General features: G+C 62.2%; 12 protein-coding genes and 1 pseudogene. 9 read left to right on the top strand and 4 right to left on the bottom strand.

The annotated features are described in order from the left end of the window. Positions 1-13: 13 nt before the first annotated feature. From BLR13_RS07380 to BLR13_RS07370, 3 genes are read right to left on the bottom strand one after another with little or no spacing between them, the layout of a single operon-like run. The gene (locus BLR13_RS07380) at positions 14-940 is read right to left on the bottom strand and encodes an ABC transporter permease (RefSeq protein ID WP_074825875.1); all 927 of its coding nucleotides are present in this window, start codon (positions 938-940) and stop codon (positions 14-16) included. 1 nt (position 941) lies between these two features. Continuing rightward, complete coding sequence (locus BLR13_RS07375) at positions 942-2,051, bottom strand: ABC transporter permease (RefSeq protein WP_074825876.1); 1,110 nt, start codon at positions 2,049-2,051, stop codon at positions 942-944. Then, entirely contained in the window at positions 2,048-3,172 is a 1,125-nt protein-coding gene (locus BLR13_RS07370) for a BMP family ABC transporter substrate-binding protein (protein WP_074825877.1), read from the bottom strand. Before BLR13_RS07370 ends, BLR13_RS07375 begins: the two co-directional genes overlap by 4 nt. 424 nt (positions 3,173-3,596) lie before the next feature. Between BLR13_RS07370 and BLR13_RS07360 the strand changes: the two genes are divergently transcribed. The 7 genes and pseudogenes from BLR13_RS07360 to BLR13_RS07325 all read left to right on the top strand — a co-directional run bounded on the left by BLR13_RS07360 (position 3,597) and on the right by BLR13_RS07325 (position 10,691). Continuing rightward, entirely contained in the window at positions 3,597-4,868 is a 1,272-nt protein-coding gene (locus tag BLR13_RS07360; RefSeq protein ID WP_074825879.1) for an allantoate amidohydrolase, read from the top strand. A 586-nt stretch (positions 4,869-5,454) separates the two neighbouring features. Then, positions 5,455-5,699: pseudogene (locus tag BLR13_RS07350) on the top strand (M20/M25/M40 family metallo-hydrolase); the annotation flags it as partial. A gap of 151 nt (positions 5,700-5,850) precedes the next feature. Then, positions 5,851-6,168: a hypothetical protein gene (locus BLR13_RS07345; RefSeq protein ID WP_143039784.1), complete on the top strand. Its 318-nt coding sequence runs from the start codon at positions 5,851-5,853 to the stop codon at positions 6,166-6,168. A 161-nt stretch (positions 6,169-6,329) separates the two neighbouring features. Next, complete coding sequence (locus BLR13_RS07340) at positions 6,330-7,697, top strand: hypothetical protein (protein WP_074825885.1); 1,368 nt, start codon at positions 6,330-6,332, stop codon at positions 7,695-7,697. A gap of 250 nt (positions 7,698-7,947) precedes the next feature. Next, the gene (locus tag BLR13_RS07335) at positions 7,948-8,430 is read left to right on the top strand and encodes a hypothetical protein (protein WP_074825887.1); all 483 of its coding nucleotides are present in this window, start codon (positions 7,948-7,950) and stop codon (positions 8,428-8,430) included. A gap of 202 nt (positions 8,431-8,632) precedes the next feature. Further along, positions 8,633-9,325, top strand: coding sequence for a response regulator transcription factor (locus BLR13_RS07330; RefSeq protein ID WP_074825888.1), 693 nt, complete (start codon positions 8,633-8,635; stop codon positions 9,323-9,325). Between the two features lie 46 nt (positions 9,326-9,371). Beyond that, positions 9,372-10,691 carry a sensor histidine kinase gene (locus BLR13_RS07325; RefSeq protein WP_244525114.1) on the top strand — a complete coding sequence of 440 codons (1,320 nt, stop codon included), beginning with the start codon at positions 9,372-9,374 and terminating at the stop codon, positions 10,689-10,691. A gap of 750 nt (positions 10,692-11,441) precedes the next feature. Here the strand turns inward: BLR13_RS07325 and BLR13_RS07320 are convergent. Further along, on the bottom strand, positions 11,442-12,455 hold the full coding sequence (locus BLR13_RS07320) for a formamidase (protein WP_074825892.1): 1,014 nt from the start codon (positions 12,453-12,455) through the stop codon (positions 11,442-11,444). A 318-nt stretch (positions 12,456-12,773) separates the two neighbouring features. Between BLR13_RS07320 and BLR13_RS07315 the strand changes: the two genes are divergently transcribed. Both BLR13_RS07315 and BLR13_RS07310 read left to right on the top strand, forming a co-directional pair. Next, positions 12,774-13,499, top strand: a complete 726-nt coding sequence (locus BLR13_RS07315) for a cysteine hydrolase family protein (RefSeq protein WP_074825894.1) — start codon at positions 12,774-12,776, stop codon at positions 13,497-13,499. Continuing rightward, positions 13,496-15,154 (top strand): regulator, encoded by a 1,659-nt coding sequence (locus BLR13_RS07310; protein WP_074825896.1) that lies wholly within the window; start codon positions 13,496-13,498, stop codon positions 15,152-15,154. The genes BLR13_RS07315 and BLR13_RS07310 overlap by 4 nt, the downstream gene beginning before the upstream one ends. Positions 15,155-15,156 lie beyond the last annotated feature (2 nt).

The following is a 15,156-nucleotide window of genomic DNA, read 5'->3' as shown; positions in this document are numbered from 1 at the left end:
GTCACGTTCTCGCCTATCGGGTGATGGACAACTCCGCCGGCGCGCCGGTCAGCGTGCGCTTCGGCGAACAGGTGATGATCATGATCGCCAGCGTCAGGATGTAGGGCGCGGCGTTGAACAGGTGATAGCCGGAGGTGACCCCGACCGATTGCAGCGCAGGTCCCAGCGCCGCGGCGCCGCCGAACGCCAGCGAGGCCCACAGGCACAGCATCGGATCCCAGCGCGCGAAGATCACCAGCGCCACCGCGGTGATGCCCTGGCCGCTGGAGAGGCCTTCATTCCAGCTGCCGGGATAGAACAGCGACAGGAACGAGCCGCCGATCCCGGCGAGGAAACCGCCGACCATGGTGGCGCGCAGCCGGATCCACAGCACCGAATAACCCATCGCGCGCGCCGCATCCGAGCTTTCGCCGGCGGTGCGGATCAGAAGACCCCAGCGCGTGGTCCGGAACGCCCAGTACAGAATCGGCGCAATCGCGACGCCAATTAGAAACAGCACGTTGATGCGCAGCGCCGCGCGGACCTGGGAGACATCGCTCCACCAGCCGAAATCGATCGCCGGCAAGCGAGCCGCCGTCGGCTCGATCAGCGGTTTGCCGAGATAGAATGCGAGCCCCGTGCCGAACAGCATCAGTGCGATGCCGACCGCGACGTCGTTGACCCGCGGCAGCGAACAGATCCCGGCATGCAGCGCGCCCAGCAGCGCGCCGGTGAAGCCTGCGGCGAGCACGCCGAGCCAGGGCGAGCCGGTGAGATAGGAGATGCCGTAGGCGCTCATCGCGCCCATCACCAGCGTGCCCTCGAGGCCGAGATTGATGCGGCCCGAACGCTCGGTGATGCATTCCCCTAAGCTGACGAACAGGAACGGCGTCGAGACGCGGATGGCGCCGCCGAACACCGCGAGCGGGACGGTCCAGAGTCCGATCGTTCCATCCGCCATGTCAGGATTTTCCTTTCAGGAAGCCGATGCGTCCGTACAGCGCGTCGCTGGCGAGCACGAACACGAAGATGATCCCCTGCAGCACCTGCACCGAGGCGTCGGGCAGGCCGAGCCGCCGCTGCAACAGCCCGCCGCTGGCGCTGATGCCGCCAAGCAATATCGCGACCGGAATGATCGCCAGCGGATTTTGCCGTGCCAGGAAGGCGACCAGGATGCCCGTAAAGCCGTAGCCCGCGGCGAGATTGGCGTTGGTGCGGCCCTGCACCGCCGCGACCTCGATCATGCCGGCCAACCCCGCGGCGCCACCGGCGAGAAAGCAGATCGTGAGAATCAGCTTGCTGACACCGAGGCCGACGATTTTCGCCGCGCGGATGTTGCCGCCGGCGACGCGCGCGGCGAAGCCGAACACGGTGTGATAGATCAGGATATAGGACGCGATCGCGGCAATCACGCCGAACACCAGTCCCCAGTGGATGTCGGTGCCGGGAATGCTGCCGATCATGTTGGCGGCGCCGATCTCGCGGGTCGACGGCTTGTTGAGGCTGCCCGGATCGCGCATCGGTCCCTCGACCAGATGGTTGAGGATCGCTAGCCCGATATAGACCAGCAGCAGACTCGAAATGGTTTCGTTGACGCCGCGGTATTGCCGCATCGCGCCCGCCAGCATGATCCAGAGCCCGCCGCCGGCGACGCCGGCGCAGACCATCGCGACCTGCACGACAAGGGGCGGCGCCCACGGCATTGCCAGCGCGATCGAGGTCGCCGACAGCGCGCCGATCAGAAGCGCGCCTTCGCCGCCGATAATCACCATACCAAGCTGCGCCGGCAGCGCCGTGCATAGCGCGGTCAGGATCAGGGGGGCGGCGCGCGTCAGCGTGTTCTGCCAGGAGAACCAGGTGCCGAACGCGCCCTGGTACATGTAGAAATACAGGTCGAGCGGGCTCTTGCCGAACAGCGCCACGAACACGCCGAACACCGCGAGCGCGCCGACCAGCGCCGCGCCCGGGATCAGGATGTATTCGATGCTGGCGCCGTAGCGTTGCAGGAATCCGGCATCGGCGGCCGGCGCAATGCCGATCGCCTCCGCCGGATCCGCCGCGTCAGTGGTCACGAAGTGGCTCCGATCACGCCCTCGACCAGATAATCCATCTTCTCGAGTTCAGGATCCTTCTGGCCGCGATCAGTGCCGGCCGTGATCACGGTCTTGCCCTTGTTGTCCATGATCGGGCCCTTGAAGATGGTGTAACCGTCGGCGGACAGGAACTTGGCCTTGATGTCGTCGGCGTGCTTGCGCGCTTCGGCCGAGACTGCTTCGCCGTAGGGCGAGCATTTTACGATCTCTTCCTTGAGGCCGCCGCGATAGAAGTTCGGGATGGTCTCGCCGGCCGCGATCATCTTGACGAATTTCGGATACAATGCCTCCCAGTTCCATTCGGCCCCGGTGAGATAGGCTTTTGGCGCCAGCGGCGACTGGTTGACGTGATAGCCGCAGACCATGGCGCCGCGGCGCGCGGCGTTCTCGACCATGGTCTTCGGACCGTCGACGTGACAGGTGAGGACGTCGACGCCCTGGTCGATCAGGCTGTTGGTGGCTTCGGCTTCCTTGACCGGCATCGACCAGTCACCGGTGAAGATCACCTGGCAGGTCGCCTTCGGGTTGGCGAGTTTGGCGCCGAGCGTGAAGGCGTTGATGTTGCGCAGCACCTGGGGGATCGGTTTCGCCGCGACGAAACCGAGCTTGCCGGTCTTGGAGGAGTAGCCGGCAACGATCCCGGAAATATACTGGGCCTCGTCGATATAACCGAAATAGCTGCCGGCATTCTTGGGATCCTTGTCGGCCCACTGGCCGCCGCAATGTTCGAAGCGAAGCTTTGGAAACTTGTTCGCCATCTTGATCATGTGCGGGTTGTAGTAACCGAACGAGGTCGGAAACAGCAGCGAGGCGCCGTCGAGATTGATCATCGACTCCATGGTCTTCTCGACCGCGTCGGTCTCGGGGACCTTTTCTTCCTCGACCACTTTCAGGCCGGGCATCTTCTTCAGCGCGGCCGCACCCACCGCATGCGCCTGGTTGTAGCCGTAGTCGTCGCGCGACCCGACATAGATGAAGCCGATGGTGGTATCGGCCGCAAAGGCGCGGCCGGCGCCAAGGGGACCACCAAGCGTGCCGCCGAGCGCCATCGCGGCGCCGCCCTGCAACAGATGTCGTCGTGAAATCCTGCTGAAATCCATATGCCTGCTCCCTCTGGCGGACGAACCGCCCCTTATCTCGCAGCCGCGCCGACACGGCGGGCTCAGAGGGCATGTCGCAATCTTCGTGCCAGAGCACATCTTATGAGCATGACTTAATAAGATATTGAAATTATTATAGTAATTAGGAGGATGTTCGGTCGTTCAAAGTTTGAGCAGATGCTGAGTAGATTATTATTTAGGCGTCATTTTATAATTGTATGCAAGACGGTTAAGCAATTCTTAGCCCGCAAGACGCCTTCCGAAGGCTGGCTTATGCACGGATTCCGCCTGATGGCGGCTGGTCAGCCGGACTGGGGTTGCTACCTGTGAGAAAGTCAGCAGCGCGCCAAGTCCCGCGTTTCATCCGCTGGCATTGAACTTGTATCGATGGAGCGTGCGGTATGCGCCGCGACACTGGAACAGCATGAGCAATACAAAGGTGGCGAGCCAACCCCAGCTCGGCGATGAAATCGCCCGCCGGATCAACCAACTCGGGACGATCTCGGAAACGCCGGAGCATCTGGCGCGGGTTTTCCTTTCTCCCGAACACCGCATCGCCGCCGATCTGATCCTGTCCTGGATGGTTGAGGCCGGCATGAACGCGCGGCTCGACGCCATCGGCAATGTCTGCGGCCGCTATGAGGGCGAGCGTCCGGGCCTGCCGTGCCTGATGCTGGGCTCTCACTATGATACGGTGCGTGACGCCGGCAAATGGGACGGGCCGCTCGGCGTCATCACCGCGATTTCCTGCGTCGCCGATCTGCACAGAAGAGGCAAGCGCTTGCCGTTCGCGATCGAGGTCGTTGGCTTCGCCGACGAGGAAGGCGTGCGCTTTGCGTCGACGCTGCTCGGCAGCCGCGCGGTGGCGGGCACGTTCGTGGAGAGCGTGCTCGCCGGCAAGGACCGCGCCGGCATCACCATGCGCGAGGCGATGATCGCGTTCGGGCTCGACCCCGACCACATCGGCGCGGCGGCGCGCGCCCGCGGCGAGTTGCTTGGCTATGTCGAATTGCACATCGAGCAGGGGCCGGTGCTGGAAAAGCAGCAGCTTCCGGTCGGCGTCGTCACCGCAATCGCGGGCGCGACGCGGCTGGCGGCCAGTCTCACCGGCATGGCCGGCCACGCCGGCACCGTGCCGATGGCGCTGCGCCGGGATGCGCTGACGGGCGCTGCCGAATGCATCGTCGCGATCGAGGAACTGTGCCGGACCGATCCGGACGGCCTGGTCGGCACCGTCGGTTACATCAATGCGATGCCGGGTGCGACCAATGTCATTCCCGGGAAAGTGTCGTTCACGATGGACATCCGCGCGCCGACCGATACGCATCGCCGCAAGGCGGTTGCCGATATCGTTCGCCGCATCGAAAGCATTGCCAAATCCAGATCGCTTGGCCTTCAGGTCGACGTCACCCACGAAAACCGCACCGTGCCCTGCGCGCCGTGGCTGAAAGCCCAGGTCGCTGAAGCCGTCGCCGCTGAGGGATATCCGGTGTTCGAACTGCCGAGCGGGGCAGGGCATGACGGCATGGCGATGATCGACATTGCCGATGTCGCGATGCTGTTCGTCCGCTGCCGCGGCGGCATCAGCCACCATCCCGACGAGCACGTCGAACTCGCCGACGCCGACGCCGGCGCGCGGGTGCTGTTGCGGCTGATCGAGAATTTCCGGCCGGGCAAAATGGGCGGGGCAGGATAGTCGTCAGGACCAGGCGTTGGTCTGGCCGATGTCCGGTCCGGACTTGGGTTTGAAAGAACGGCCATCTCCGACATCGGACCTGAAGGAGCGAGATAAAGATGTAACGTTATAACATCTGATAGATCAAATCATATTGTTCGATCGTCCTTGGGCATCGCTGGCGGGCTCCCTACCTCATTGAATGATAGTGCTAGATGAGACACCCGAGCCGTTCGCAAGGAGCGTCGACAATGACCACATGCACCGAGAAACACCATGCCAACCACACCCATCAGCATGGCCCGAATTGTGGACACACCGCCATTCGCCATGAGGGTCACGTGGATTATCTTCACGACGGACATCTCCATCATATGCATGGGGATCACGTGGACGAGCATGTCCTCCCAGTCAATGCAACAAATCCTGTGAAATGCACGCCCCAAGTCCACTGCTCACACGAACACGGTCCAAACTGCGGACATGAACAGGTGCCGCATGGCGACCATGTCGACTATCTCGTCGATGGCCGACTGCACCATCCACACGGCGATCATTGCGATGATCATGGGCCCGCGCAGTTAGCCTGAGGGCCCAGGTGACGGAAGCCGTCGCCGGCGAAGGCTTTCCGGTGTTCGAACTGCCGAGCGGGGCAGGGCATGACGGCATGGCGATGATCGACATTGCCGATGTCGCGATGCTGTTCGTCCGCTGCCGCGGCGGCATCAGCCATCATCCCGACGAGCATGTCGAGGTATCAGATGCCGATACCGGAGCGCGGGCGCTGTGCGGCTGATCGAGAACTTTCGGCCGGGGGAAGCAGATGCGGTAGGGCGGATTAGCGCAGCGTAATCCGCCGTTTGCTCGACGAAAAGGCGGCGGGTTACGCTTCGCTAACCCGCCCTACATACCTGATCGAGAACTTTCAGTCGCGGGACGCGGCGGGATAGTAGTGCGGACAGATCGCTAACGCGCCGCCTCGTATCCCTTTTCCGACGCAAATTTGCCGCCGACTCAATCGACGTTATCCCCTGAACGCGCCGCCGGCGCGCGTCCAGATCGGGGATTTGCCATGAGTATCGGACATCCGCCGCACAACCGGCAGGATCGACGCGACGAATTTCTTGCAGCCTTGTCGCCTCTGCTTGAAGAGGCCGAGACACTTGAATCGCAACCAGCGGAAGCCAATGATTTGCTGCAGCTGCTCGAGGAGAATGCCCGGCTTCGAAAGCTCGCCGTCAAGCTATCGAACCTGCTCGGAGACCTTCCTGATAGAGCCGCGTGCGAAATCCAGCCGGAGTCGTCGCGCGGATCTCCGTGATCGTCGATCAATCGAAGCTGACACGTCGTAAGCCTGATCCGCATCGAGCAATATGACAGTTCGATGACATTCATCGCGCTCTGGCGCAGAGACGAATCAATGGCGTTTGCAGTACGAACGAGGTAACACCCGCCGCATCGGACATCGCTCATTTTAGGCCTATGAATAGCCAGATTACATTTCGCTCGCATCGCCAAGTCAGATTTTACCAGGGCCTGTTCGCATCCTTTGTCGCCAACGGTATTCAGGCTGTCAATTTTCTCGGCGATCGGTTCTTGCGAAAATATCATCTCTCGGCGGCGATCGACGAGCTGTACCGGCACTCGATGAAGTCTGCGTTTTCCGAGACCGAAGCCTTTCTCGTTACCGGTGCGCCGCACGCATCCGCCTATTATCCGCGCGACTTCGCCTGGTTCTATCCCGACGTGCTCGATCCCGAAACCGTGATGGATGCCGCGGATGCGGTGCGCAGGGTTCGCCTGCTGGAAAAAAGCGTGCGGTTGATGCTGGAGGCGGTTCGCGCCGGTGTCGTCACGACCACGATCGTTCCCGCCGGACGCAACCGCTACATCGGCATCAATTATTTCTCGCTGCCTTCGGATACGCTGCTCGGCATCCTCGCGGGTCTGGAGCAATTGCTGACCGCGGAGCAGAGGCCGTCATCCTATGTGGCGATGTCACAAGGCGCGCATGCCGGACGCCTGCTGCTGGCCGAGTATCGCAACGACCTGAAGCGGGCGATCCTTGACCTCGCCGGATCGTTGCAACGATTCGATCACAACGGCCTCTCGGCCTTGCTGTGTGATGCTATGGCGCCGCGATCTGCCGCCACCGATACCCGCGCCGAACGCCGGCGCTTCGTCACCAATGCCAGCGTCTACGCCACGTTTCTGCGCGGCATCAAACTCGGGGTGATCGAACGGACCGAGCTGGAACGGCTGCTCGGCCGCGCGCTTTCGCAACATAAGAACGAGCTCCTGCAGTTGTTCGGCCGGAACGGCTATATCAGCCACGCGCTGGACTTCGATCACCAGCCGCCGGTCTCTTCCGTGGCGCTGGATTTCGTCAACGTGCACCAGGGATTTTGGGATCTGAGTGACGCGAACGAGCGCGCTTTGTTCGCGGCCACGACGGATCTCATCCTCGCCGAACCGCGGTTTCGAATCCCGGATACGTCGCACTTCCTGGTTTCCGCGGATAACCCGCTGAACAAGATGATCCACAGATTGGCGGCGCCGGCCTATCAGGGGCGTTCGTCCTGGCCGACATTCAATGTCGAATTCGCCGACCGCATGCTGGACTACGACGAATGCGGGGGCATCGATACCTATCGGTCTTGCGCGCGCGACATCTTGCGCGACATTCGTACCGCGACCGAAACCCACGGTGGCTATCAGGAACTGCTGTCGGAAAAGGGCCAGAAATATCAGACCTGGGCGTATCAGAGCGCCGTCGCGCATTCCTGGTTTCCGCGCTTCCTGTCGGTGTGGAAGCGGGCGTTCGGAACGTCGCTGCTGAATGGGAGCTAGCTGCCTATTGAAGCTGTTCCCGCATCGCTTCACGCGACAAACGGAAGTGACGATCTCCGCGCCGTCATTCTATCACCTCGTCGGCCGAGCTTTTCGGCATCGGTGAATGTGGTGTCTTCCAGCTCGGCATTGCTTGCCGCAGGTTGAGAAACTAACTTCCGTGTCAGAATCTGTCACATTATTCAGTTGAAATCATTGGATCATTTGCCTCTCTTTCGTCGTGGCAATTCAACCACGGAGGAGGATTGGGATGACCAACAAAGTCCTTAGTTGCCTCATCGCAGGTGCGCTGAGTGCGACACTTGCTCTCGCGCCGCCGGCATTCGCGCGCGGCGGCGGCGGTGGCGGAATGGGAGGCGGCATGCATGGCGGCGGTATGGGAGGCGGAATGCATGGCGGCGGCATGGGAGGCGGAATGCATGCCGGCGGCATGGGCGGAGGCATGCACTTCGGCGGCATGGGCGGAGGCCCGCACTTCGGAGCCATGACTGGCGGTGCGCGGTTCAGCGGCCCCCGTTTCGCCACTGCGCACTTTGCGCACGCCGCCTTCACGCCCCGGTTTTCGCGGTTCGCCTTCCGGGACCATCGCTTCTTCCGCCATCACCGGTTCCATCGCTTTGCGTTCGTCGGCGCACCCTTTGCCTATGCCGCCTACGACAGCTGCTGGCGCCGGGTGTGGACGCCATATGGCGTGCGATTGATCAATGTCTGCGGCGACTACGGCTATTACTGAGGCTGCAGATACATATGCGATCGATGCGGCATCGTCCGGCCGATCTGACCGGGCGCTGAAGCGACACGCGACGCGTCGGTGGCGGGCCCGACGCGTCGGCGCGGTTCGCGGGAAAACAACCCGGATGCAACTTTTTGATCACAATTGCGTTGATTTTTCGAGCCAGTTTGGCTGCTGATCCGCCGTTCGGAGGCTACAGGCCATGACGGGAGGCCATCGCCGCATTCTGGTCGTCGAGGACGACCCGGAAACCGCCGGCCAACTCGTGGATTCGTTCACGACGAATGGTTACCAGGTGGACCTGGCGACCAACGGCAAGGAGGCGCTGAACCGCGGCACCACCGGCGACTATGCGATCATTACGATCGACCGCATGCTTCCGGACATCGACGGCATCGCGGTCATGCGTCAATTGCGCGACGACGGCATTGCCGCTCCCGTCCTGATCATCAGTGCGCTCGGGGAGGTCGACGATCGCGTACGCGGCCTGCGCGCCGGCGGCGACGACTATCTGGTTAAACCGTTTTCCTTTGTCGAATTGCTGGCACGTGTCGAGGCGCTGGGACGACGCAGCGACACCTTTGCCAGGGAGACGATCTTGCGTGTCGGCGACCTCGCGATCGATTTGGTATCGCGGACCGTGAGCCGCCGCGGCAAGGAAATTGCCCTGCTGCATCGGGAATTCCAGCTTCTTGAGTACCTAGTGCGCAACGAAGGCCGCGCCGTATCCCGGGCGATGCTGCTGCAGCACGTCTGGGATCTTCATTTCGATCCTTCGACGAACATCATCGACGTCTATGTCGGGCGTGTACGTCGCAAGGTCGATGGCCAGCAGGCCTATCCGCTGATTCATACCGTTCGCGGCATCGGGTATTGTCTCCGTGCTCCTGGCTAAGACCCTGACGTCATCGACGTTCAAGCAGGCGCTGATCGCTATCGGGATGTTCGGCGTGATCGTGATGGCCGTATTCGGCTATGTCTATTTGTCGACTTCCTCCTATGTGCGCAGCCGGTCGGATCGCGCGATCCTGGCCGAATATTCGACCCTGCAGGGTGCTTATCTGCGATCGGGCCGCGGCGGGCTGATCGCCCTGATTGAGCAACGCATCGCCGACACGGGCTTTGCGGACAATGCCTATCTGCTGGTCGATCGTTCTTTGACCCCGGTGAGCGGCAACCTCAAGGCATGGCCATCGACGGTCGCGGCCGCCAGCGGATGGATCGAGTTTCGCGGATCGGAGCCGCTGCCCGGCGCGAGCAACCCTCCGCTCGTGCGGGCAATGCTCGAAACATTCGCAAGCGGCGATCGCCTGCTGGTGGGCAAGGATGTCAGCGACCTCGACAACTTCACCGACAGGATTGAGACAGCCGTGATCCTGAGCGTTGCATTGATGTTCCTGATAGCGGCGGTCGCGAGCATCCTGGTGACGCGGCGGACCGTCGGGCGGATTGAATCGATCAACGCGACCAGCCGGGCCATCATGCTCAGCGGTCTCGACAAGCGTATCCCGTTGCGTGGTACCCATGACGAATGGGACCGCGTGGCGGAAAACCTCAATCTGATGCTGGAACGCATCGAAACCTTGATGGGGGAGGTCAAGCAGGTGAGCGACAACGTCGCGCACGACCTGCGGACGCCGTTGACGCGAATGCGCGGACGGCTGGAGAAGGCCTTTCACAGTCGGCGCGTCAGTGAGGACGACCAGGCACTGATCGGCGATACGATCGCCGACCTCGATGCCGTGTTGCGGATATTCTCGTCACTCACGCGAATCGCACAGATCGAGACCCAGGCGCGCAAGGGAGCGTTCCGCACCGTGAACCTCGCCGAAGTCGCCGGTGAAGTCGTTGAACTGTACGATGCCGCAGCCGAACAGGACGGAACCCGTCTCATGGTTGTCGGCGACCGTGAGGTACTGGTGACCGGCGATCGTGATCTGATCTTTGATGCCATCGCCAACGTCGTGGACAATGCGATCAAGCATGGCCGCGCGGGAGGGCAGGTGGTCGTCACCAACGAAAACATTGACGGTCAACCGGTGATCTCGATTGCCGATGACGGGCCGGGAATTCCAGCCGACGAATATGAGCATGTGTTCAAGCGCTTTTACCGGCTCGAACAGAACCGTTACACCCCGGGGAACGGTCTCGGCCTCAGCTTGGTCGCGGCCGTCGCCCGCCTTCACGGCGTGCGGATAGAAATGCTTGATAACTCGCCCGGTCTCAAACTCAGATTGTGCTTCCTCGCACCCACGAGTTAACCGGAATTGCGCTGCCGGTCGGCGTGGCAACCCGCGGACGCGGCGCCATGGAGTGCTTCGCTTGCGCACGCAATGGCGAATTTACTTGTCGCCCTGCGACAAAACAACCCGACGGGCAAATCACCAAAAGTCTGTCCAGCCCTTCGCGCAAAAATATTTCTGTTGCCCCGTCGGGCAAATCAAAAGTCTAACTCCCGCCATCCTGTCCCACCAGAGGGGCGTTGGCCATCGTCGCAAACGAGGGGCAGGGAGCGGTGGACGCGAAGGCTGCGACTGACGAGCGTGGCAGACGCGTACGGCGAAATCGTTTGGGTCCGACGCCCCGGTGCTGGCGTCAAGTTGGCGGAAGCGAAAGCCTACGCCGATGATGGTGGCAAGAAAGCCGGTCACCAGGACGATCACGTATAAGCCGTAAAGCCATTGCGCAGGGAAGGCCGGGTGTTCTCCGCTGAACCTGTATGCTCGTGTGCGCATCTTGTTGCATCTATTGCACGCGAGACCGCGGGTGCAGCGCGCACCCGGTCTTCCCTGCGCCCTCTGATTTGGAGGGTGAGGTTTTCTTGCAAAACTTCGGGCGCATCGCGCCGCGAGATCGAGAAGTCGTATCCATCAACCCGTCGTCCCCGCGTACGCGGGGACCCATACGCCGCGGCAGAGATTATTTAGCAAGATGGTCGACGACTTTCCTTCAGCAACTGACATTTGTGGCTATGCAAGGCCGGGACGACGCGTTGATGGAGGGGGCCCAATTCACTCCGCCGCCTTCGCGGTCTTGCCGAACATCCGCGTCGGCGCCGGGAAGCCGCACGAGGTGCCGTCGGTGACCTTGACCTGGTCTTCCCACGGCAGGCGGAAGGTGCCGGCGACCATGTCCTGCATGAAGGTGTAGGGACAATCCATCGCGCCGCCTTTCACCGCGACGTAGCCGCGATGCCAGAGTTGATAGATGTTGTTCTCGACGCCCCAGTGGATCCGTGCCTCGCGCACCAGATCGGGGCGGACCTCGGCGGTAATGATCTCGTCGACACGGCCGGTGGTGCCGTGGGCGATGATCGAGCCGTCGAAATTCACGATCATGCCTTCGCCCATGGAATCGAACGAACCGTCGGAGCCGCACATGCAGACATTGGCAGTCACCATCAGGTTCTGGAACGCATTGGCCTGGTTGGTGAAGCGCCAGCTTTCGCGGATCGGCGCGGTGTAGCCGGCGGTGCGGATCATGATCTCGGCGCCCTTGTAGGCGCACTCTCGCGCCATTTCCGGGAACATGCCGTCATGGCAGATGATCAGCGCGAGTTTTGCGCCTTTCGGGCCCTCGATCATGGGAATGCCGATATCACCGGGCTCCCACGGTTCGACCGGAATCCAGGGATGGAATTTGCGGTAATAGAGCTTGATCTCGCCGTGATCGTCGATAATGAGCCCGGAATTGTAGGGATTTCCGTCCGGGTTGAACTCCATGATGGAGAAGCAGCCCCAGATCTTGTTGTCGATGCAGGCGCGCTTGAAAGCCGCGACCTCCGGGCCGTCGAGCCGGCACATGATTTCCGGGTTGGTGTCCATCGACAGGCCGTGCAGCGAATATTCCGGAAACACCACCAGGTCCATGGTGCCGAGATTCCGTCGTGCCTTGCCCACCATATAGACGATGCGCTCGGTCTGCCGCGCCAGGTCGGCCCGGGTCACGACCACGGGCAGTTGCAATTGAACCAGCCCGATGACGACGCCATCGGGGGATTTGTTCAGGCCGCCAAGTCCGTTCATTGGTTCCTCCATGCGGTTGTCTTGCGCGGGATGGTCGTACGCAGACGTTTTGCCGTTCCGATGCGGCGGTATTCAGCAACAACCATGCCAGCGAAAAGCCGCGTTGCGCAAATCCAGTGCAGCGAAAAATTCGCTTAGCTCTTGAGCAAATGCCCGTCGCGAAAGCTGCGCACAGAGAATGAGCAGCCGCCGGCGCTTCAGCCAATGGATTGAAAATACGATGGATTCAGTTTCAGGCGACGGCGCGGCGGCATTGTACACAATGGCACGCGCCTTGCTTAGCTAGCTTTGGGTACTCTCGTTCGGGGCGTGTGCATCATGGCGAACTCTCGAGGTCCACTGTCAGGCACGGTCGCCGCAGAGCCGGAGCCGATTGCGCTCGACTTTGCCGCCACGGCACTTCTCATCATCGACATGCAGCGCGATTTCATGGAGCCCGGCGGCTTCGGCGAAACGCTCGGCAACGATGTCTCCCAGCTCGCGCGTGCGGTGAAGCCGATCGCGGCGGTGCTGGAGGCGGCCCGCGACATCGGCATGCTGGTCGTGCACACCCGCGAGGGCCATCTGCCCGATCTGTCGGATGCACCGCCGGCCAAGATCGAACGCGGCGCGCCGTCGTTGCGTATCGGCGATCCCGGTCCGATGGGGCGCATTCTCATTCGCGGCGAGGCCGGCCACGACATCATTCCCGAGCTCTATCCGCTCGACAATGAGGTGGTGATCGACAAGCCGGGCAAGGGCGCGTTCTACGCCACCGAACTTGGCGACGTGCTGCAGCAATACGGCATCGAGAATCTGCTGGTGTGCGGCGTCACCACCGAGGTCTGCGTCAACACCACAGTGCGCGAGGCCAACGACCGCGGCTATCGCTGCGTGGTGCTGGCCGACGGCTGCGCATCCTATTTTCCCGAATTTCACGAGATGGGCCTGAAGATGATCAAGGCCCAGGGCGGAATCTTCGGCTGGGTCTCCGATTCAGTCGCGGTACTGGAGGCACTTTCACCGGAGACTTCAAAAACAGCAGCAGCGGGGGCATCACGATGAGCACGAGCACGACGGGGACGGCAGGCAAACTCGATTTCAAACCGGTGCTGTGGACACCGGGTGACTGGAACGCGTTCTTTGGTTTCGGCACCAACATCCTCGTCAACATGCTGGTATTGACCGGCCTGTTGCGGTTCGTGCTGAAGATGCCGGACTCCCTGGTGTTCGGCCGCATCCTGCCGGCGCTCGGCCTGATGATGTGCCTCTCGACCTTCTATTACGCCTTCCTCGCCTACAAGCTGGCGCAGAAGACCGGCCGCACCGACGTCTGCGCGCTGCCGTCGGGCGTCAGCGTGCCGCACATGTTCATCGTCACCTTCGTGATCATGCTGCCGATCACGATTAAGACCGGCGACCCCATGAAGGGCTGGTCCGCCGGCCTGGTCTGGGTGTTCTTCCAGAGTTTTATTCTGATGATCGGCGGCTTCATCGCGCCATATATTCGAAAAATCACGCCGCGCGCGGCGCTGCTCGGCACGCTCGCCGGCGTCTCCGTCACCTTCATCTCGATGCGGCCGGCGCTGGAAATGTACATGACGCCGCAGATCGGGCTGGTCTGCTTCGCCATCATCCTGGTGAGCTGGTTCGGCGGGGTGAAATACTGGAAGAACATTCCGGCCGGTCTCGTCGCCATCGCGGTCGGCATGGTCATCGCCTGGGGCTCGAACCTGTTCGGTCTCGGGCTCGGCGGGCTCAGCGTCAAGGGCCTCGGCGACGCCTTTGCCTCGTTCGGCTTCTCGGTGCCGCTGCCGGCCGTCGGCCAGGTATTCTCCGGCTTCGAGTTCCTCGGCGTCATCCTCGTCACCGCGATTCCGTTCGGTATCTACGACCTCGTCGAGGCCATGGATAACGTCGAGAGCGCGGAAGCCGCCGGCGACGAATATCCGACCACGCGGGTGCTGACCGCCGACGGCGTCGTCAGCCTGATCGGCTGCCTGATGGGCAACCCCTTCATCAACGCGGTCTATATCGGACATCCCGGCTGGAAAGCGATGGGCGGCCGGATCGGCTATTCCGCCGCGACCGGCCTGATGGTGGTGATCCTGTCCTGGTTCGGCATCATCTCGGTGCTGCTGGCGCTGGTGCCGGTCGTCGCGATCTCGCCGATCCTGCTCTATATCGGCATGCTGATCGGTGCGCAGGCGTTCCAGACCACCCCGGTCAAGCACGCGCCCGCGGTCGTGCTGGCGCTGACGCCGCATCTGGCGGCCTGGGCCAAGCTGCAGATCGACACCATGCTCGGTGCCACGATGAATGCCGCGCAGAGCGTCGGCGGTCTCGCCGCCGACAAGGTCGGTGCGGTCAAGTCGGCTGCGATCGCGTCATTGCCACAGCAGGGCGTGCTGTATCACGGTCTCGACGTGATGGGCGGCGGATCGATCCTCGCCGGGCTCATTCTCGGCGCGATCGGCGTGTTCGTGATCGAGCGTGACTTCCTCAAGGCCTCGGCCTTCGCGCTGGCCGGCGCCGTCATGACCTATTTCGGCTTCATGCACGGCGAAGCGGTCGGCATCGGCGGCGGTCTTGGTGTTACACCGGGCGTCGCACTCGCCTACCTCGTGATGGCCGGTGGCTTCTATGCGCTGGGCCGGACCAGCGTCAGCGTGCCCTACACCGCGCACAGGGACATGCCGCACGGGGTACCTGCGGAATAAGG

This window comes from Bradyrhizobium ottawaense (assembly GCF_900099825.1).
Taxonomy (GTDB): Bacteria; Pseudomonadota; Alphaproteobacteria; order Rhizobiales; family Xanthobacteraceae; genus Bradyrhizobium; species Bradyrhizobium ottawaense_A.
This window is presented reverse-complemented; position numbering and strand designations above follow the sequence as displayed.

Coding starts and splice junctions, on each gene's coding strand:
- BLR13_RS07380 (WP_074825875.1), bottom strand. CDS start 940: ATGGCGGATGGAACGATCGGACTCTGGACCGTCCCGCTCGCGGTGTTC.
- BLR13_RS07370 (WP_074825877.1), bottom strand. CDS start 3,172: ATGGATTTCAGCAGGATTTCACGACGACATCTGTTGCAGGGCGGCGCC.
- BLR13_RS07360 (WP_074825879.1), top strand. CDS start 3,597: ATGAGCAATACAAAGGTGGCGAGCCAACCCCAGCTCGGCGATGAAATC.
- BLR13_RS07340 (WP_074825885.1), top strand. CDS start 6,330: ATGAATAGCCAGATTACATTTCGCTCGCATCGCCAAGTCAGATTTTAC.
- BLR13_RS07335 (WP_074825887.1), top strand. CDS start 7,948: ATGACCAACAAAGTCCTTAGTTGCCTCATCGCAGGTGCGCTGAGTGCG.
- BLR13_RS07330 (WP_074825888.1), top strand. CDS start 8,633: ATGACGGGAGGCCATCGCCGCATTCTGGTCGTCGAGGACGACCCGGAA.
- BLR13_RS07325 (WP_244525114.1), top strand. CDS start 9,372: ATGTTCGGCGTGATCGTGATGGCCGTATTCGGCTATGTCTATTTGTCG.
- BLR13_RS07320 (WP_074825892.1), bottom strand. CDS start 12,455: ATGAACGGACTTGGCGGCCTGAACAAATCCCCCGATGGCGTCGTCATC.
- BLR13_RS07315 (WP_074825894.1), top strand. CDS start 12,774: ATGGCGAACTCTCGAGGTCCACTGTCAGGCACGGTCGCCGCAGAGCCG.
- BLR13_RS07310 (WP_074825896.1), top strand. CDS start 13,496: ATGAGCACGAGCACGACGGGGACGGCAGGCAAACTCGATTTCAAACCG.